Source organism: Cohnella silvisoli, assembly GCF_021190915.1.
Classification (GTDB): Bacteria; Bacillota; Bacilli; order Paenibacillales; family Paenibacillaceae; genus Cohnella; species Cohnella silvisoli.
On the sequence record NZ_JAIOAP010000009.1, the window covers coordinates 1 to 18,987 of the forward strand.

The 18,987-nt window shown below is 50.5% G+C and carries 18 protein-coding genes and 1 pseudogene; 6 read left to right on the forward strand and 13 right to left on the reverse strand.

Features of this window, described 5'->3' with window-relative positions; all coding sequences use genetic code 11:
- Nucleotides 1-307: 307 nt before the first annotated feature.
- Nucleotides 308-838 (forward strand): TetR/AcrR family transcriptional regulator, encoded by a 531-nt coding sequence (locus tag K7P76_RS17145; protein WP_232186541.1) that lies wholly within the window; start codon nucleotides 308-310, stop codon nucleotides 836-838.
- Between the two features lie 70 nt (nucleotides 839-908).
- Nucleotides 909-2,354, forward strand: coding sequence for an MFS transporter (locus K7P76_RS17150; protein ID WP_232186542.1), 1,446 nt, complete (start codon nucleotides 909-911; stop codon nucleotides 2,352-2,354).
- Here the strand turns inward: K7P76_RS17150 and K7P76_RS17155 are convergent.
- Nucleotides 2,343-2,831 (reverse strand): SprT family protein, encoded by a 489-nt coding sequence (locus K7P76_RS17155; protein WP_232186543.1) that lies wholly within the window; start codon nucleotides 2,829-2,831, stop codon nucleotides 2,343-2,345. The genes K7P76_RS17150 and K7P76_RS17155 overlap by 12 nt on opposite strands.
- Before the next feature lie 124 nt (nucleotides 2,832-2,955).
- Between K7P76_RS17155 and K7P76_RS17160 the strand changes: the two genes are divergently transcribed.
- A complete protein-coding gene (locus K7P76_RS17160; RefSeq protein ID WP_232186544.1) occupies nucleotides 2,956-3,312 on the forward strand; it encodes a hydrolase/acyltransferase in 357 nt (118 codons plus the stop codon).
- A gap of 87 nt (nucleotides 3,313-3,399) precedes the next feature.
- The gene (gene cmpA, locus K7P76_RS17165) at nucleotides 3,400-3,540 is read left to right on the forward strand and encodes a cortex morphogenetic protein CmpA (RefSeq protein ID WP_232186545.1); all 141 of its coding nucleotides are present in this window, start codon (nucleotides 3,400-3,402) and stop codon (nucleotides 3,538-3,540) included.
- Between the two features lie 67 nt (nucleotides 3,541-3,607).
- Here cmpA and K7P76_RS17170 read toward each other — a convergent pair whose 3' ends face one another.
- The 8 genes from K7P76_RS17170 to K7P76_RS17205 form a co-directional block, all read right to left on the reverse strand.
- Nucleotides 3,608-4,264: a nitroreductase family protein gene (locus K7P76_RS17170; RefSeq protein ID WP_232186546.1), complete on the reverse strand. Its 657-nt coding sequence runs from the start codon at nucleotides 4,262-4,264 to the stop codon at nucleotides 3,608-3,610.
- A 223-nt stretch (nucleotides 4,265-4,487) separates the two neighbouring features.
- Nucleotides 4,488-4,970 carry an Rrf2 family transcriptional regulator gene (locus tag K7P76_RS17175; protein ID WP_232186547.1) on the reverse strand — a complete coding sequence of 161 codons (483 nt, stop codon included), beginning with the start codon at nucleotides 4,968-4,970 and terminating at the stop codon, nucleotides 4,488-4,490.
- A gap of 132 nt (nucleotides 4,971-5,102) precedes the next feature.
- Nucleotides 5,103-7,289 (reverse strand): Tex family protein, encoded by a 2,187-nt coding sequence (locus K7P76_RS17180; RefSeq protein WP_304518409.1) that lies wholly within the window; start codon nucleotides 7,287-7,289, stop codon nucleotides 5,103-5,105.
- Between the two features lie 152 nt (nucleotides 7,290-7,441).
- On the reverse strand, nucleotides 7,442-8,677 hold the full coding sequence (locus tag K7P76_RS17185) for an aminopeptidase (protein ID WP_232186548.1): 1,236 nt from the start codon (nucleotides 8,675-8,677) through the stop codon (nucleotides 7,442-7,444).
- 79 nt (nucleotides 8,678-8,756) lie between these two features.
- Nucleotides 8,757-9,107 (reverse strand): type II toxin-antitoxin system PemK/MazF family toxin, encoded by a 351-nt coding sequence (locus K7P76_RS17190; protein WP_232186549.1) that lies wholly within the window; start codon nucleotides 9,105-9,107, stop codon nucleotides 8,757-8,759.
- 3 nt (nucleotides 9,108-9,110) lie between these two features.
- Nucleotides 9,111-9,392 carry a CopG family ribbon-helix-helix protein gene (locus tag K7P76_RS17195; protein ID WP_232186550.1) on the reverse strand — a complete coding sequence of 94 codons (282 nt, stop codon included), beginning with the start codon at nucleotides 9,390-9,392 and terminating at the stop codon, nucleotides 9,111-9,113.
- A gap of 158 nt (nucleotides 9,393-9,550) precedes the next feature.
- Nucleotides 9,551-10,732, reverse strand: a complete 1,182-nt coding sequence (gene alr, locus K7P76_RS17200) for an alanine racemase (protein ID WP_232186551.1) — start codon at nucleotides 10,730-10,732, stop codon at nucleotides 9,551-9,553.
- 186 nt (nucleotides 10,733-10,918) lie between these two features.
- On the reverse strand, nucleotides 10,919-12,082 hold the full coding sequence (locus tag K7P76_RS17205) for an outer membrane lipoprotein-sorting protein (protein ID WP_232186552.1): 1,164 nt from the start codon (nucleotides 12,080-12,082) through the stop codon (nucleotides 10,919-10,921).
- Between the two features lie 176 nt (nucleotides 12,083-12,258).
- Here K7P76_RS17205 and K7P76_RS17210 point away from each other — a divergent pair, with 176 nt between their 5' ends.
- Together K7P76_RS17210 and K7P76_RS17215 are read left to right on the forward strand one after the other, a co-directional pair.
- Nucleotides 12,259-12,801, forward strand: coding sequence for a DUF1697 domain-containing protein (locus K7P76_RS17210; RefSeq protein WP_232186553.1), 543 nt, complete (start codon nucleotides 12,259-12,261; stop codon nucleotides 12,799-12,801).
- Between the two features lie 454 nt (nucleotides 12,802-13,255).
- A pseudogene (locus K7P76_RS17215) lies at nucleotides 13,256-14,575 on the forward strand (IS1182 family transposase); the annotation flags it as partial.
- A gap of 217 nt (nucleotides 14,576-14,792) precedes the next feature.
- Here K7P76_RS17215 and K7P76_RS17220 read toward each other — a convergent pair.
- The 4 genes from K7P76_RS17220 to K7P76_RS17235 are packed head-to-tail and all read right to left on the reverse strand — an operon-like array spanning nucleotide 14,793 to nucleotide 18,983.
- Entirely contained in the window at nucleotides 14,793-15,161 is a 369-nt protein-coding gene (locus tag K7P76_RS17220; RefSeq protein ID WP_232186554.1) for an AraC family ligand binding domain-containing protein, read from the reverse strand.
- Nucleotides 15,162-15,176: 15 nt separating this feature from the next.
- Nucleotides 15,177-16,601 carry an alpha-L-fucosidase gene (locus K7P76_RS17225; protein ID WP_232186555.1) on the reverse strand — a complete coding sequence of 475 codons (1,425 nt, stop codon included), beginning with the start codon at nucleotides 16,599-16,601 and terminating at the stop codon, nucleotides 15,177-15,179.
- Nucleotides 16,602-16,617: 16 nt separating this feature from the next.
- The gene (locus K7P76_RS17230; RefSeq protein WP_232186556.1) at nucleotides 16,618-18,081 is read right to left on the reverse strand and encodes a leucyl aminopeptidase family protein; all 1,464 of its coding nucleotides are present in this window, start codon (nucleotides 18,079-18,081) and stop codon (nucleotides 16,618-16,620) included.
- A complete protein-coding gene (locus tag K7P76_RS17235; protein ID WP_232186557.1) occupies nucleotides 18,078-18,983 on the reverse strand; it encodes a metallophosphoesterase family protein in 906 nt (301 codons plus the stop codon). The genes K7P76_RS17230 and K7P76_RS17235 overlap by 4 nt, the downstream gene beginning before the upstream one ends.
- Nucleotides 18,984-18,987 lie beyond the last annotated feature (4 nt).

The following is an 18,987-nucleotide window of genomic DNA, read 5'->3' on the forward strand; positions in this document are numbered from 1 at the left end:
ATCAAAAGCAAGTAAAGAATACCACAAAATCAACGACAGTCCAAGCCACCTAACGGTGGTTTGGAAACACCGTAAAAGTGACATTTTCTCGGAAGAGTTAAGGTGACATTTTCTCAGCAAATTGACAGCATTTCACGACGAAATTGTACCGACTTTTCACTTGAAATTTATGGCATGCATATCTCTTGCCAACGTGCCCTAAATTAATAAATGTTTAAAATAACGATTGACAGACTAGCCGTTCAAATGTTATTTATTTATTAATAAATCATTTCAACTCGCCAGATGAAAAGGAGACGATGCTCCCGTGAGCCCCAAGGAGGAAGTCGCAGCAAGCCGTAAAGAACAGATCATGCATAGCGCCGCAGCCTTGTTCGCTTCTCAGGGCTTCTACAAAACAACAACCGCGCACGTTGCTGAAGCAGTTGGCGTTACGCAGCCTTATGTATTTCATTTCTTCAAAACCAAAGAACAATTGTATCTCGCAGTATTAGATCGGGCTTATCAACGAATGCTGAATGCTTTCGTCTCCGTGGAGGCGCCTCCGGAGCAGCTAAGCAATCAGATGGGCGAAGCATTCAACGACCTGCTCCAAACCCACAGGAACGAGATCCTGCTGCTCATGCAATGCTTCACGACTCCCGAGCCCGGAGTGCGGGAATTTTCAAAGGAGAAATTTTCTCTGATTTACGAAAGAGTGAAGGAACGATTCGAGAAAGCCGGCGTTCCGAACGCCAGTCGCGAGGCGAGCGTTTTTATTTCCTGCGGCCTCATTATTACTCTCTCTGAGGTATTGGAGATGCCGAAATTGTCACCGTGGTGCGACGACCTCGATTAATCGGGGTTTCATTTTACCCAACATTTATTTATCAATAAATAAAATACAAAACCACAAGGAGAGATCTAACATGTTTACCCCAGCTCGCGTTCGTTTATTACTCGTCACCTGCATCGCCTTATTCATGGCCATGCTCGATAATTTGGTGCTAGGAGTTGCGCTCCCCTCCATCCAGAAGGATCTTGGCGCAACGCTGTCGGATTTGGAATGGTTCATGAATTCCTACACGCTTGCTTTTGCCGTGCTGCTTATTCCCTTCAGCGTCTTAGGTGACTCGATCGGCAGGAAGAAAGTATTTCTCGGGGGAGTTGTCGTATTTACGATCGGCTCTTTATTATCGGGTTTAAGCGATTCGTCCATAGAATTAATTCTCTCCAGAGCCCTTCAGGGCATTGGGGGTGCCGCAATCGTGCCGCTCAGCCTCACGCTGGTTAATTCTGCATTTCCGGTTGAAAAAAGAGCCGCAGCCATTGGCTTATGGTCCGGAATTTCCGGTCTCGGCCTCAGCATCGGGCCGCTTGTCGGCGGTTTGATTATGGAAGGCGCTCCATGGCAGATGATCTTCTACGTTAATGTTCCTGTCGGCGTGATCGCGTTCTTGTTAGGGTTAAAATGGCTCACGGAGTCGAAAGGTATCCGCAAACCTCTGGATCCTATCGGCGTTCTATTGCTGACATCGGGATTGTTCGGTTTGATTTTCGGCTTGGAGCGCGGGAATACCGAGGGATGGGGCTCTGCGATCGTCGTCGGTTCCTTGGCGCTTGGCGGTTTACTGCTCATTCTGTTCTACCTATGGGAGAGAACTCGCAGCAATCCATTCATTCGCTTCGACTTATTCCGTCGCAAGGAATATACCTTCTACGTCTTTGCCGGCTTTTGGATGAATGCTGGCGTATTCGGCGCCATCTTTCTTCTGACCCTATTTCTCCAGCAAGCACAAGGCAATTCACCGCTGGGAGCCGGAGTCAGAGAGATGGCTTGGACGACAATGACGATGATCGCAGCCCCGCTGGCCGGTTTGGCCATTAACCGATTGGGCAACAAGAACGTGCTGCTTACCGGACTCTTCATTCAGGGCATAGCGCTCGCGTGGTTTGCCTTGCTTATTCAATCGCAGGGATTCGACTTTCCATTCACGTATATGTTAGCTCCAATGATGCTCGCGGGAACCGGAATGGGGCTAAGTTTCACGCCGTTATCCCATGGCTTGATATCCTCCGTTCCCGAAGATGCTTCCGGTGAAGCGATCGGGATCGGCAATGCTACCCGGGAGTTAGGCGGCGTATTCGGCATCGCGATCAGCGGGTTGATTTTCCAATCCGGTTCCGCCATCGCTTCTCCCGATGATTTCGCCGATCACGTAATTCCCAGCCTTGGAGTAGGCGCCCTCATGATGGCCGTCGCCCTTCTTGGAATCGCGTTATTCGTAAGAAATAAAGCGAACAAGTCGACTCCACCGCAATCCCAGGCCGCCAAATCCTTGCAACCAACAAAAGCCGCTGATTCAGCGATCTGATCCGACGCCAACAGGCTCAGGTTGCGCATGCAGCAACTTGAGCCTTCCTCGACAACGGCCGCAAGCGTACTTCCGAGGGTCTGTGCGCCGCTTGCGAGGGTAGTTCATGCCGCATGCCTGGCAAACAAGCAGATACTTAACCGGGAGGCTCCTAGCCGCGCCAGGAAGCGCTCGACAATGCCGCGTCGCACCGACTTGGGCGAGCAATTGCTTGAAGTCGGCATCGCGATGCTGGTATCCCTTCCGTTGCAAATGCAAATGATAATGACATAGCTCATGCTTGATAATGGCTTCAGTCTCTTCGGCGCCATGAACGGTCAACTGATGCGGGCTTATCTCGATATTATGGCTTTTCGTAAAATAACGTCCGCCCGTCGTCCGCAACCGCGGATTAAAGGAAGCTTTATGCAGGAAGGGCCGTCCGAAGAACGTCAAAGACACCCGTTCAATCCATTGCTGCAACTCCTGATCGTTCATAACTTGCCCTCCTTATATCCAGCCAAGACATTACCGGCATCCAGATCGACTTGGCCTACTTGAATTGTAGTCCGACATTGGGCTACACTGTCAAGTAGAAATGGTTGAGGGGAGACCAAATGTTATGCCGGAAATGTCTTATATTCTTTTGCAGGAGCAACAAGGAAATCTTCAATTCGTGGAAATGCCTGCATCTCATGCTTACCAACTAAGCGCATTGAATTTACGCCTTCATAAAGAATTATCCAAATTAACCGCCGATAACGTACCGCTACTTCCTAAGGCGATTGCCGAATTCCGCGCGCTCGATCTGCTTGACGAGAATCAATCTCCGATTGGCGGCTTGCAATACGTGAACGAATTGGAGCAAACCTTCGCCTCCATCCGCGAGGGCTCCTATCCGCTTATCTCGCTGTTGACGGAAATACGCGCGCTTCAAGCCCAGTTGGAGCAATGGTACGAAGAAGAGGATATGCTGTAACAACCAAACTGTTATCGGACCTGCACGGCCATCCGCCTATCCCCATATGCTATTGATACAGCATGCGATGGGAGGAGGACGATTCCGATGCCGCAGTGGCTTTGCAACCAGTTGATGTCCGCGTTTCAGAAAAAAGATCGCCGGCAAATTCGTCTTTTAAACGATTGTTGGTTTTATTACCGCGCCAAACCCGAGAAAACCAAAGATACCGCAGGGATTAGCCCTTGAAAGATCGACAAAGGGATCTTCCGTCCGCCATGTTGGCTGGATGAGAAGATCCCTTTTGCGTAATTGATTATTTATCTAAAGTAAACTCGTTCCAGCTCGCCACTTCGTCGACCGTCAGCCGAACGGAAGAATGTCCTTCTTTGGCCGCTTTGCCTACCGCGATCAGCATGATCGGAACGTAACGCTCGCCGATGTTGAACGCTTCGACGAACTTCTCCCGGTTGTAACCGCCCATTGGCACCGTGTCGTAACCTCTCGCTTTAGCTGCCAGCATCAGCTGCATGGAAACAAGTCCGCCGTCCGTATAGATAATTCTGCTCGCGACTTCGTGAGGAAGAGAAGAGTACATTTTCGTCGTGTTGGCGATAAACGTATTCTTGATATCTTCCGGCATGAATCCGGCTTCGTGTGCGCGATTATAGATTTTCTCGACCAGCTTGTAGCCTTCTAGATCTCCTAATACCGCAATGACCGCCGAAGCTTCCACGATTTGCTGTTGGTTATTGGCGATCGGGAGCAGCTTTTCTTTGAGAGACTGCGAATCGATTACGAGAAAGCGCCATGGCTGCACATTGGAAGAGGAAGGAGCCAATATTGCTTCTGCCAGCAGATCGGTCATTTCTTCTTTGGAAATCTTAAACGTTGGATCGTAACTTCTTACGGAATGGCGTTCCCGGACAACGGTCGAAAAAGCTGGGTTTTGCGCGGTTTGAGTTAATGACATTTTAATTCCTCCATTTTGATGATGATTAATCTGAGGTAAAATTTACACAGTTTAGCGGAAAAGAAGCCATAAAGACAGGTATTGCTTCGAATGAGTACACCTAACTGCACTCCATCATTGTTCCCTAGAATTATCTGTGTTAATAATCACACAGTATAACTCAAATAAAAAACGAATTAACTGTTACGTATATTGCACAGTATAAGACCAATAAAAATAAAAGTCAACTACCCGAAATCCCTAAGCTCGCGAGCGAGCTTCCCTTGCAATCATGAGCTCGTTCCGCAATCTGACCAACCGTATAACGCCCGAGTACTTCTAACAAAGAACGGTCCATCTCTGCCGTAAGCTCGCAGAAAATCGCCTTCATCTCTTTGCCGAACGTATGCGTGCCCGTCGTTTCCTTAATCCCGAAGCTAAGCGGATCTCCCACCTGCAGAACCGTATAGACCTCCGCTAAAGTTATCTCGAAAGGATCTCTTCTTAACCGGTATCCCCCGTCCCGCCCTTCGCGCGTTTCCAGAATACCCCCCTTAACGAGAGTAGCGAGAATACGCCTAAGCAGCGTTGCTTCCGATTGAAGGAGAACGGCAAGCTCGGCGCTAGGGCAAGTCTGAACTCTGTCTTTCGATAAAATGACAAGCGCTTGCAACGCTAATCCAAACCATTTGGGATGATGGGATCCGACGCATTTTTCCGGGTTCATTTTATCGCCTCCAGTAGCTAAAATTGTATCGAACTCCGTACATTAGGGCAAGAGGTAAATGCGTGAAACTACTAATCATGATTGGTCAATGAAAGCCCGAAACGGATAAATCCGTTCGGGCTTACACGATGATTAGGGCTGGCGCATCGTCAAGCTGACGCGGCCTTTCTTAAGATCTGAGCCGAGCACCCATACGGTAACCGTATCGCCGACCGCGACTACCTCGGTAGGATGCTTGACGAATTTGTTGCTGATTTGGGAAATATGAACGAGTCCATCGTTCTTGATGCCGATGTCGACGAAAGCGCCGAAATCGACCACGTTGCGAACCGTTCCCTTCAGCTCCATTCCCGGCTTCAAATCCTCGATATCCAGCACGTCCGTGTGGAAAATCGGAGGCGGCAGCTCGTCGCGGGGATCGCGTCCCGGACGCTGCAAGCTATCCACGATATCGCGAAGGGTCGGTACGCCGACACCGAGTCGGTCGGACACTTCCCCGAGCTCGATTTCCTTCAGCTTATCCTTTAGCAATTCCGTGCCGATATCCGTCAGCTTCAAGCCTAAATCTTTGAAGAGACGCCCGACAACCTCGTAAGATTCCGGGTGAATCGGAGTTTGGTCTAACGGATTTTTACCGTCCGATATTCGCAGGAACCCTGCGCATTGCTCATAGGTTTTGGCGCCAAGCCTTGGCACCTTCTGAATTTGCGACCGTTCGACGAATTTTCCTTTTTCTTCGCGAAGCTTAACGATATTACGAGCCATCGTGGCATTGATTCCCGACACATAAGAGAGCAGCGACGGGGATGCCGTGTTCACGTCTACGCCGACGTGGTTAACCGCCGATTCCACGACGCCCGACAAGCTCTCGTCAAGCCTTTTCTGCGTAACGTCATGCTGATATTGACCGACACCGATCGCTTTCGGTTCGATTTTTACGAGCTCGGCCAACGGATCCTGCAATCGTCGAGCGATGGAAACCGCGCTTCTCTCGGAAACGTCCAGATCAGGAAATTCTTCCGCCGCCAGCTTGGAAGCGGAGTAGACGCTTGCACCCGCCTCGTTGACGATCAAATATTGCAGGCTGCGTTCCGGCATACTATGGATAATGCCGACGACAAATTGCTCCGTTTCCCGGGAGCCGGTACCATTGCCGATGACGAGCAACTGAACGCCATATTGGACGATGAGCCGCCGGAATACCACTTCGGCTTCCGCTTTCTTATTATGCGGAGGAGTCGGATAAGTAACCGCTACTTCCATCAGCTTGCCGGTATCGTCAACGACGGCTAGTTTGCAGCCTGTCCGGTAAGCGGGATCGACGCCGAGCACGACACGTCCCTTGACGGGAGGTTGGAGCAGTAGGTTGCGCAGGTTCTCGGAGAAGATGCTAATCGCATGCTCCTCTGCCTTCTCGGTCAACTCGCCGCGCAGCTCTCGCTCTATCGATGGGGAAATGAGCCGTTTGTAAGCATCCTCAGCCGCAGCCGCCAATGTATCGCGCGTCACGGACGGCCCTTTCAACGTTCTGCGATTCAGCTCTTCGACAATCCGTTCGATCGGAACGTCGATGGAAACGGCCAGAACCTCTTCGCGTTCCCCGCGATTCATTGCCAGTACGCGATGGGGCGGCAGCCGTTTAAGCGGTTCGGAATATTTGTAGTACATTTCGTACACGGATTCTGCATCCGCGTCCTTAGCTTTGCTGTGGAGCACGCCCTGCTCCCACGTAAACCTGCGTACCCAGCGGCGAATATCCGCGTCATCCGCAAGCCCTTCTGCAACAATGTCCGACGCGCCTTGTATCGCTTCTTCAGGCGTGTTCACGCCCTTCTCGGCGTCTACGTATTTAGCCGCTTCCCCGATCAAGTCACCTTGCCGAGGCTGGGACAGCAACCACTGCGACAACGGCTCCAAGCCCCGCTCTTTGGCGACGCTCGCGCGCGTTTTTCTTTTCTGCCGGTATGGTCGATAGAGATCCTCCACCTCCTGCAGCTTAACCGATTTCTCGATCGCGGCCTGAAGCTCCGGAGTCAGCTTGCCTTGTTCCTCGATGAGCCGGATCACCTCGCTTTTGCGATCCTCCAGCCCCTTAAGATAAGTACGCCGGTCGTCGATAGCGCGAAGCTGCACCTCGTCCAACTCGCCTGTCATTTCTTTGCGATATCGAGCGATAAAAGGGATCGTATTGCCATCGTCCAACAAAGCCGCTACCGTCCTTATTTGACCAGGGCCGATGCCCAGCTCCGACGCGATTTGCTTAATCATTCTCTCTTGCACGTTCCCTGCCGCTGCCGTCGTCTCGTTGCTCACGCTCATCAATAAGTGCCCCCCGTTGCGTTTTACATCCTATTATTATGTAGTTTGCCGCCCTCATAAGCAAGCCTGAATGCCGCTTAGCCCACGTAAAAAACGCCTCCCCACGGCTGAAGCCGGCAGAGAGACGATAAATTGACGCTCCTAAAATTCGCTTAAATCGCCCAGTTCCCTTTACGGAAAATCGGAACAACCGTCCCGTCGTCAAGAACGCCGTCTATATCCATCTCCGCCGAGCCGATCATAAAGTCGACGTGCGTAATGCTGGAGTTAACGCCGCTGCTAGCGAGCTCCTCAGGGGACATTTGTTTGCCGCCTTCGACGTTAAAGGCGTACCCGCTGCCGATCGCCAGGTGGTTCGATGCGTTCTCGTCGAACAGCGTGTTAAAGAACAGCACGTTCGATTGAGAGATCGGGGACTCGTGAGGCACTAGCGCAACTTCGCCTAAATAATGCGAGCCTTCGTCCGTATCGACGAGCTGCTGTAAAATTTCCTGTCCTTTCTCCGCTTCCACTTGAACGATCCGGCCGTTCTCGAACGTCAGCTTGAAGCCGTCAATGATATTCCCGCCGTGACTTAGCGGCTTCGTGCTCGATACGTAACCGTTCACTCCGGTTTTCAAAGGTACCGTGAACACTTCCTCCGTTGGCATATTCGCCATAAAAGGAATGTTGTTCTGGTTCGTGCTGCTTGCGGCGACCCATATGTGTTTCTCCGGCAGCTCGATCGTCAGCTCCGTTCCGGGAGCCCGGTATTGCAGCTTGCGGAAATGCCTCTCGTTCAAGATATCGCTCTTCCGATGAAGCGTCGCATTGTGCTCTTCCCACGCTTGGACCGGATCGGCCGCGTTCAAGCGAACCGACTGGAAGATCGCTTCCCAAAGCCGATCTACGGCATGCTGATCCGAGTCGCTGTCGGGAAACACCTTGGCCGCCCAATCTTTCGTCGACGCCGCGACGACCGTCCAGCTTACTTTGTCCGCTTGGATCGCGCGTCTGAATTCCGCAAGCCCTTGACCCGATGCCTTCTGATAATTGCCGATACGCTTCGAATCGATGCCTTTAAGCAAATCCGGATTCGGTGAAATAATCGAGATAAATGCCGCGCCGCTTGCTACGAAAGCGCCTCTCTTAGCAGTTTCCCATTCCGGGAACCGCGTGAACACGTCATCCGCCGCTTTCTCGTATTTCAATCGGGATAATGCCTCATCCGTCCAATCGACGTGTACGTTGCTCGCTCCCGATGCATAAGCTTTGCTTGCGACCAGCCGGACGAGGGATGCCATCTCGATCGATCCGGTAATGAATACTTCCTGTCCCTGCTGCACGTTTACGCCGACCTTCACGATCAACTCCGCGTATTTCTCCAATTGTTCATTCCATTTTGTCATCGTTAAAACACGCTCCCAATCCCCTATATATAATCACAAAAACGACAGGCAACCGCTTCATGCAGCTCCTGTCTTTATTTTAGAAATCAATTAAACCTACGCTGATCTGCAAAGCTTCATCCACTTTTCGCATCGTTTCATCGTCCAAATGCGTGATTTTATCCGTTAACCGTTGCTTGTCGATTGTTCGGATTTGTTCCATCAGAATGACCGAATCGCGCTCCATTCCATGGACCTTAGCTTCTATCTCCACATGCGTGGGCAGTTTTGCTTTCTGGATTTGCGCCGTTATGGCAGCTACGATAACCGTCGGACTAAAGCGGTTGCCGATATCGTTCTGAATAACAAGAACGGGACGCACCCCGCCTTGCTCCGAACCGACTACCGGCGACAAATCCGCGTAGAAAACATCCCCACGTTTAACAATCAAATTCTACACCCCGCTTACGAGGCGTTCGAGTGTGCTTTCGGCATCTCCTTCAGCGTGGAACGCTTCCGATGCCATGTTCAGATTAATCTTAGCCATCTCCAAATACCCGCGCTGCATCGCGTCGCGAATTAACCGTTGCTTTCGATCGACCAGGTAATGCTTCATGGCCTGGCGAATAATCTCGCTGCGGTTCGTATTTTCCTTGGCGACGACAAAGTCGACTTCGCGCAGCAAATGATCCGGAAGACTGATCATAATGCGTTTCGTATTGTGTAAATTGGCCACCGAACAGACACCCCCAAAGATTTTCCAACAAGCAACCTATTTCCCAGTATGCATGAGTCTGCAAAGAAATATACGATTCCATACAATTCCACTATTAATTATTCTAGATTTCCTTTAGACATTCCTGCCGCTTCGCAGCAAAAAAATCGATTCCATTATTATCCTAGAAGCGGATTAAATACCGAGACGACATCTCCGTTGCTTCTATAGACTCGCGGAATCCGTGCGGACAGCATACAGATCAACTCATAATTAATCGTTCCGAGCCTTGATGAGACTTCATCCGCGGAGAGAAACTCATCTCCTTGCCGTCCGATCAACACCACTTCTTCGCCCGGCTCTATTTTCGGCTGCCCGTCGACCTCCGCATCGTTTAACCGGATCATGCATTGATCCATGCAGATCGTGCCCAGCACGGGAACCCTTCGCCCTCTGACTAACGCCTCCGCTTTCCCGCTCAGCATTCGGCTAAAGCCGTCCGCATAACCGATCGGCAGCGTACCGATGGATTCTTGACCCTTGGTAAAGTAACGCGTCCCGTAGCTTATGCCTTCTCCAGCTGCCAAGGTTTTAACATGAACGACCGCCGTCTTCAATGTGAGCACAGGCTCCAATTGAACCTGACGGGTATTCACTTCCGCGCTCGGATACAAGCCGTACATGCTTATGCCCAGACGAAGCATACTGCCGACATGCGCGGGTAAATCAATGCCTGCGGCGCTGTTACCCGAATGAACGATGGGGATATGCATTCCAGAACGGCGAACATAATCAACAACGCTGCCGAATCTTTCTATTTGAAGGTGTGTGTAGCCCTTATCTTCTTCGTCCGCTCGCGCATAATGGGTGAAAAGCCCTTCCACGATAAGCTGGGGAAGCGTGAAAGCCCGTTCCAAGAACTGTTCGGCTTCCTTCCCGGGAAGCAAGCCAAGTCGGCCCATACCCGAATCGATCTTAATGTGAGCCTTTAATTTGTTGCCGGATGCGGGAAGATTCGCCACATCGTCAAGCATCTCGTTGCGATATAAAGTTAAGGTAATGCCTTTCTCCCTTGCAAGTAGAAACCCCGCTGGAGGCGTATAGCCTAGAACCAGAATAGGGGAGTCGATTCCCGACGCGCGCAGTTGCAACGCTTCATCGAGGAACGCTACGCCCAAATAATCCGCACCGGCTTCCACCGCTCTTCGCGCAATCTCTGCTGCCCCGTGCCCGTAAGCATTCGCTTTGACGGATGCCAGCACCTTCGTGCCGTCAGCCAGATGCTCGCGGAACGCTCCGATGTTGGATCCAAGGGCATCAAGGGAAATCTCGGCCACGGTCGGCCGGTAATAACAGTCCACGGACCGGTCACCTACCCTGCTGCTAATACTACATTAAAGTAATGTTACCGGGAGGATGCTGTGCTGTCAACGTTAATCAGGCAGGCAACCTTTTCCTATCGTGTTTAGCTAAATAGCTTCTCTGTCCGAGGGATGGTCTCTGCGGTTGTGGAAAGGACCGATCACTAAGCGATCGGCCCTTTTTTTTTATTTACCTGAAGACTCTACCATCGATTGCGCAATGCGGATCATGTCTTCATGCGGCAGATCCCCGGTACTCAGTCGGTATTCAACGCCATCGTAGCTCCACGTAAGCGATTTTGTATCGCCTTCGGTTAAATGTCCTAAAGTAAAGCCGAGATCAAGCGCGATTCCCTCGGTAAGTGAAACGGCTCTATCCTTGGACACCATCTCGACAATGGTGAAATCGTAGCTTCCCGAATAACGAAGCATTACCCCTTGGTGATCTCCAAGATCTACGTCGCTGGTGTCCTTAAGTTCAACGCCTACAGGCAATGCATCCACGTCCGGTTCAATGACGGTAACCTTCTGATCCGTTATTGCCCCGGTTTTGCCGTCGCCTTCGCCTTTCACGCCGCCTTGATCCGGTTCCGCGGACGTTTCATCATCCGGCGAAGCAGTTGCGTCTGGAGTAGAGCTGGCATCCGGAGCCGTCGTCGCATCAGGGCTTGCGCTTCCCTCCGCCGACGAATCAGTTGGCTTCGAATTAGGGACGATCCCCATGTTCTTGTCCATGTCAAAGGCCGATTTATCGAACTTCTTGCCGAATTCGAAGGAGTCGAATTTGACCTCTACCATGACGTTGGAGTTAGCGTCTGAAACTTGTACATGTCTCGGTGCATAATTGTCCTGTGCCAGCCAAATCTTCTGACGCGCGAAGGAGCCATTCTGATAATTGCCCGCCATGACATCGAATACGTAGGTATCCTTGTCTTTCGTGAACTGCCTGGAGTTATCCGTTAAGATGCTCTGGATCAAAGTCTGGTACAAGTAAACCTGTCCTTGATTGTCCGGCCAATCGCTTTGGAACCTGTAGCTTTTGTTCAACTGCGGGGTGAGAACGAATACCCCTTCTCCGTTGCGGAGCACGATTTGCGTAATGTCCCGTTTGGCATTGGTCAATGAAATCCGGTATAGCTGCGGCTTCTGGTACCACACTTCCACTTTGTACTCCAGCGGCTGCTGTCCCGTATGTAAGATCATCGTACCGCTGCCTTCATAGCTCTCCATCTTACCGACGACTTTGTCCAGGTCCTTCACGATCGAATCCGCATTTTTGCTCCCGCAACCGGCCAAGAAGATGACCGAGAAAAGAGCAACAGCGGTGATCCATGAAATCCGACGACGCATGCGATCCACCCCTCTGCACATTAATAATTCCATGCTTCATGTCTATGAGGGGACTTGACCAATTATGCAGACTAGCTCCAGCTTGGCTTACAGACAAGTTAAAGCTGATTCTTTATAATGATTATTAATGGAACAGTCCCACGGACAAAGCGGGTAACGAGGGAGAGGACATTGGGATGACGATTTACATCGCACTAATAAGAGGAATTAACGTAGGCGGAAAAAATAAGGTTCCGATGGCGGAATTGAAGCTTTCGCTGCAAGCAATCGGCCTAAATAATGTGCAAACCTATATTCAAAGCGGCAATGTGCTGTTTGAATCGGAAGATGGAGCGGAACAGTTGCGGGGGCGGATCGAGCAAGCGATCGAAGCAAGTTTCGGCGTTACGGCAACCGTTGTCTTGAGAACGGCCGAGCAACTGGAGCGGATTATTGAAGGATGTCCGTACGCGGCCGACTCCTTGCTAGAAGGAGAGAGCATACAGGTTTCCGTGCTGACTGAAGCGCCTTCGCAGAAGGCGATCGACATCTTGTCGGTGAGCAGCGATGAAAAAGACGAGTATCAAATAAGCGGGGAAGAGATTTACTTTCTGTTCCGGCAAAGCGTATTGGATTCGAAGTTGGCGAAAAATCTCGCGAAACTTGGCTCAACGGTAACTTCGCGCAACTGGAACACGATAATTAAGCTCGGTGCTTTAGTTAAAGCGATGGAAGGTTGATTCAGCGTCAACGATTGAATGAGGCTGTCCTGAGGTCATGAATGACCCGTGGACAGCCTCATCGAATTTCAATAACATTATTAACTTTCTCGCACCTTGTCAGGCTATTCGGCGTTAGACTATTCGGCAGATTTGACGGCTTCTCCTTAATGGAAGTTTAACCGCCTAATTATGTTGCAGAATAGCAGACAGTAAATAACTGCAAATCTCCCGTTAATTAGGGTAAATTAAAGCAGGTTTATCGATTTTACTGTAAAAGTCCATTTATTTACCCCATTCCTCTACCTTCTCCTAATATCTTTTTAGAAATAAATGGACAATTCAGACTGTTGAGAAAGTCCTATAATTCATTCAATTAACGCGTTAATGTGATATAATATAAGTAAATGATTTGGAAGGCGCGGTGGTACTTTTGCTAAAGAACAAGAAATTAGACGCTCAGGAAATTTACCAAATGGAACTGGCATGTATAGATATACTCGTGCCTCAAAGTCATCTCCTTCGGGTAATACATGAGAATGTCGACTTTTCTTTTATCATGGATAAAGTCCGTGCGTTCTATAGCGAAAGCCAAGGGCGACCGCCGATCGACCCCGTTCGTTTGTTTAAGATGATGCTCATTGGTTATTTATACGGAATCCGTTCAGAGCGTCAGTTAGAGCAGGAAATCATTCCGAATGCCGCTTACCGTTGGTTTTTGGGGCTTGGCCTCAACGATAAGGTGCCGGATCACTCTACGATAAGCTGGAATCGTAACACGCGATTCAAAGGAACAACTGTGTTCCAAGATATTTTTGACGAAGTCGTCCGTCTAGCCATAACACACCGCATGGTGGCGGGTCGCGTTTTGATAACAGATTCTACACACATGCAAGCGAATGCAAACAAAAATCGCTATACGATGCAAGTTGTCGAAGACACACCGCAATCGTATGTAGAAGAACTGGAAAAGGCCGTCAATGAAAGCCGTGAAGCCCATGGAAAAAAGCCACTGCCTCCCCAAGAGGAGGGAGTGGAAACGAAGAAAACAAGAGTGAGCGTGACGGATCCTGAATGCGGCTATATGGCGCGTAAGAACAAGCCGGAAGGTTTCTTCAATTTGGATCACCGCACGGTGGATCACAAGTACAATATCATTACAGATGTGTTCGTAACTCCCGGTAACGTTAATGATTCAGCCGTGTATATAGCGCGCTTGAAGCATCAACTCGATACATTCGGATTTGCAGACACGCTGGAAGCCATTGCACTGGATTCTGGCTATATGACACCTTATATCTGTGAACAAACCCAGCGTATGCAGATTTGTGCAGCTATTGCGGAACGTGCAGCACCTGCGACGCCTGGCATCTATCCCAAACAACAATTCATCTTCGATGCAGCAAACGATGTATACCTATGTCCTGCCGGTGAAAAGCTCAAGTATCAAACAACAAATCGCTCTGGATACGCAGAGTATGTATCGGATTCGGCACATTGTGTGAATTGTCCATTATTGACTAAATGTACGACCAACCAAAGTAACCAGCGAAAGATACAACGTCACGTTTGGGAAGAGAGCAAAGAAAAGGTCATTGGCTACCGGAAGAGTGAATCCGGAGAATCCGTCTACAACCTGCGCAGTCAAACGATTGAGCGCAGCTTTGCTGATGCCAAAGAACTACATGGATACCGCCGTTGTAGGTTACGTGGCAAAGCTAAGGTACAAGAGCAAGCATTCATGACAGCTATCGCGCAGAATATCAAGAAAATTGCTCGATACCTGGCAAGAAAAAGTGGGGACAGATCTCTCCATTTTAAATGCCTACTTATTAATGCACATATTTGGAAATATATGAAAAATAGGTGCTCTGTAACTGCTTGAAAGGGACTTTCTCAACAGTCTGACAATTGCCGTTAATCCCTCAATCATTGTGCGCAACCATTACTATAACTGGAAAAATCCCGTTATTCTTATAGGTTGATCACCGACATCACGGAGGATTGCGGGTTTAGTTCCGTACACTATTTCTCAAGGTTAGGGGACATGGCAGATCGCCATATTGAAACACCATATCCCAAGCACGGGGTTTACTCTCTATCCAGTCAAAATAAATCGAGGCGTGGATCATCGGATTTTCATCATCGGGTCGAAAGAAATGGGGTACGCCGGGCGGTATGTAAAACAGATCCTCGCGCGAGCAGTCGTGCGTTTCGTTTCCTATAGTCATAGAGCCGTTTCCGTCGAAAATATAGATAAACGAGTGCACGAACGACCTGCGAGGACCTATTCGCTCGCGAGGACGAAACGGGTAATAATCGGCACGGTAAATGCGCGGGACGATTTCGGACAGCCGAACCCTTGTTTCGCTGATGTTCATGACACCTTCCCCTTATTAATTGCTTAAATACACTTGAAAGCTCTTAAGCGTCGGACACCATCTGGAAGCCGTTATCGTAAGCTTAATGTGGCGGACGTTCACTTTGCCGAATCGGCATATCCGCTTATATCCGACTACCGTGCCTTGAAACAGCGGCTTCCACTCGTTTTCTTCTTTCCATTCCAAGCGGAAACCTTCAATCCGTTGACCGTTGCGGATTTGTTCCATCAGTACGATGCAATCGAATGCTTGATGTTCTTGCAGGTCGATTTCGATCTCGGCTTGCTCGGTCCCCTCCGGCGGGCACCAGTAGGTTTCCGGATTCCCGTCGAACATATGGTTTGCCTGATGCGATTCATCCAGTTGCGCCGATGCGACGGCTTTAGCGCCAATGCATAAATCATCCCCGAAAATGCTCTTAATAGCCTGCCCTAGCTCGCTCATTCGAGCAGCATCGTTCTCGTGAATCAAGCCACGGCAATCCGGAGGCAGGTTTAACAGAAAGCTGGCATTGCCTCCGACCGACCCGACGTATACTTTCAACAACTCATCCAAACTCTTAACTTGGTCGTCTTCCTCAGTATGATAAAACCATCCCGGACGAATCGAAGTGTTGACTTCCGCAGGATACCAAACAAGCTTATCCGCGCCGCGAATGACTTCCCGGCTGCCTAGATCGTCATCCTGTGAATCATACCTTTTGGCGAACTCGCCGTTATCTTCTTTCTGCGACTTCTCTTGGATTTTCTCGTTGTCCTGCAAGACAGCAGGCACTACACTCCATTCCGATTCGCGGGTATGGCCGGCTTCGTTGCCGCACCAGCGGACGTCCGGACCGCATACCGAAATAACGGCGCCCGGCTGCAGCTCGCGGATTAGCTTATAATAGCTTGCCCAGTCGTACACCTGCCTTTTACCATTAGGCCCTTCCCCGCAAGCGCCGTCGAACCATACGCAGAAAATATCGCCGTATTGGGTCAGCAGCTCCCTGAGCTGATTCATAAAGAAGAGGTTATAGGCATCGGAATCTCCATACGTCTGCTCGTGAAGATCCCATGGCGAAAGGTAGATGCCGAAGCGGATTCCGGCGGACCGACATGCATCGGCGACCTCCCTGACCAAATCGCCATTGCCCCCTCTCCATGAGCTGCTTTTCACCGAATGCTCGGTAAACCGGCTCGGCCACAGACAAAACCCGTCATGGTGCTTGCAAGTCAAGATCAATCCCGTCATGCCTGCCGATTTGCATACATTCACCCATTGCTCGGCGTTTAACTCGGAGGGATTGAATATAGTCGGATCCTCGTCCCCGAGTCCCCACTCTCTATTAGTAAACGTATTGACCGTATAATGAATAAAACCGTAAAACTCCATCTCCTGCCACGCGAGCTGACGTTCCGATGGCTTTACAAGCGCGGCTTCCTTCACGAATCCATCCATGAAACTCTCTCCCTTTCTAAACCCTATCTATAATATATGAAGCCAGCATTCTCGCACCAAATCCAGTCGCTCCGATCGCCTGCTCCCCTTTGGCGGAAGATGAATCTTTCGGACCGTTCATGTCAATATGCGCCCATCTTAACGAAGGATCAACGAACTTTCGCAGAAAAAGCGCCGCCGTAATCGCTCCCCCGCCATCACCGTTGCTGATATTGCACACATCCGCATAGGCGCTATCCAAGTATGATTCGTATTCATCCACCAACGGCAGTTGCCATACTTTCTCACCGAATGGCTCACCCGCGTGTTTGAGGGTAAGCGCTAACTCGTCATCACCGAATACGCCTGCGATCTTGGTGCCAAGCGCTCCGACAACCGAGTAGGTCAGCGTGGCCAAATCAATTGCTTCGGCAGCACCGATGCGATGAGCATGGATCAACGCGTCGGCGAGAATAAGCCGTCCTTCCGAATCGGTATTGCCGACTTGAACGGTAAGGCCATTCGCGTATCGGATCACGTCGCTTGGCAGTAAGGCGTTTCCGGCTATGACGTTCTCCGCTGTCGGAACCAACACCGCCAAGTTAGCGGATGCGCCGCTTTTAACGACGATATCCAGCGCTCCGAGCACGCCCGCCGCTCCGGCCATATCCATCCTCATATCGCTTATGTCGTTATCGCGTTTGAGGCTGACCCCTCCGGTATCGAACGTAATTCCTTTGCCGATCAAAGCCGTAAGCGGCTTCGAATCATCCGTGCAATAACGAAGCTCTATGAAAGCCGGCGGGAAAACGCTTCCTTTACCGACAGCTATAACTCCTGCAAAGTCGAGACGCTCCAGCTCTTCGCCAGCGAACACCTTAACGTCTACGCCCGTACCGGCAAAACGCTCCTTCACTTTATCCGCTAATGTGAACGGCCGCAAGTGATTAGCAGGTTCGTTCGCCAAGTCGCGTGCCCACATCGTGCCTTCCGCGCGGATTTCCCCAAGCCGGATCGCTTCCTGGATTATCGTGCTCGTTTCCTGTTCGAAATGGAGAGTCGGGACTTCCGGTTTATCTGTTTTCTTCTTGTGTTTATCGAAAGAATACGTTCCGAGCTTCCAACCTTCCACCCATGCCGTGACCGCTTCCGCTTCTAGATCGGATGATTTCTCTTCATTTAACATAGCTTGAAAAGATACGTTAACCGACAAGCGTCGCTCCTTGACAGCCATTCGCCCGGCGTTGCCAGCCGCTTCACGGATACGCGCAGGATGGAATGACGCCTTATCGCCTAAACCAACGACAACGATATCCGGTTCTCCTTGTTGTCTTCCATAGAACCAAGTTACGGCATTCCTAGCTCCCATATGCGGACGCAGAGCCGCGGAATGCAAAAGCTGCCCGATTTGTGGCAGCTCCGCAAGCCTTTGCAGGCTTTCTTGATAAACCGGGAATAGGAGTGTTTGGACAGAGTCATCGGCTCTTTCCATGGCGCTCATCGAACAACACCTCCGTCTTCCATAACGATCCAGGTGTCAAACTCCCGTTTTCCTTCATAAATACGGATTACGCGGGCGCCCCTCTGTAATTTGCCGTAACAGTTATATCCAGAAACCCGTCCGTAACACAGACGAATCCCGTGTACGGTGCCGCAATAGTCGTTATCATGGTCGTGACCGACAAAGGTGCCCATCACATCCCCCATTTGGATCATCGCTCCGAACAATCCGGTGTTGATTTTAGAGCATTCGACATTCTCTTCCTTAGTGCCGGTTACCCGCTCCCCGTTCCATGCGGCTTCATATTCCGGAACCGGAATGTGAAAAAAGGCAAGCGCGGGAAGAGGTCCGCCGCTTTGCTCCGCCAACCGGCGGGATTGCTGCGTATACCAATGAATTTGGTCCGGGTGAATCCATGCATAACCGCCGATCGCTTCCGGCGCATTGATGCCTGAATCAAGGAAATACAAGGCCGCAGCGGCCTCGCTTCCGTCGGCATCTTTCACCTTCAACACAAAGTTGCCAACCCCGTTAATGTCGGCAGGACCGGCAGCGGAAAGGCACTTCTCATCTTCTTGCTGAATGTCGAGCAGTTCCTCTCGCGTTACCCCGTCCTCCGCATCATGGTTGCCGAATACCGCAGCCCAAGGAACTTGCGCTGCAACGACCGGCGCGATCGACCTGCGAAAAGAAGCCTTCGGATCGGCAACGCCGTGGCTCCAGATCATATCGCCGGTCAGTACGACTAGATCCGGCTTTTCAAACGCGATTATTTTTTCGACCAACGCCGCGGTTTGACCATCGCTTTGCCGCTCTTCCTCTTTCCCGTCTCCGAAATGCATATCCGTAAACTGCACGATCGTAAAGGTTCCGTCTTCGCGAAACTTTAAGTCGTCAGCCATAAGC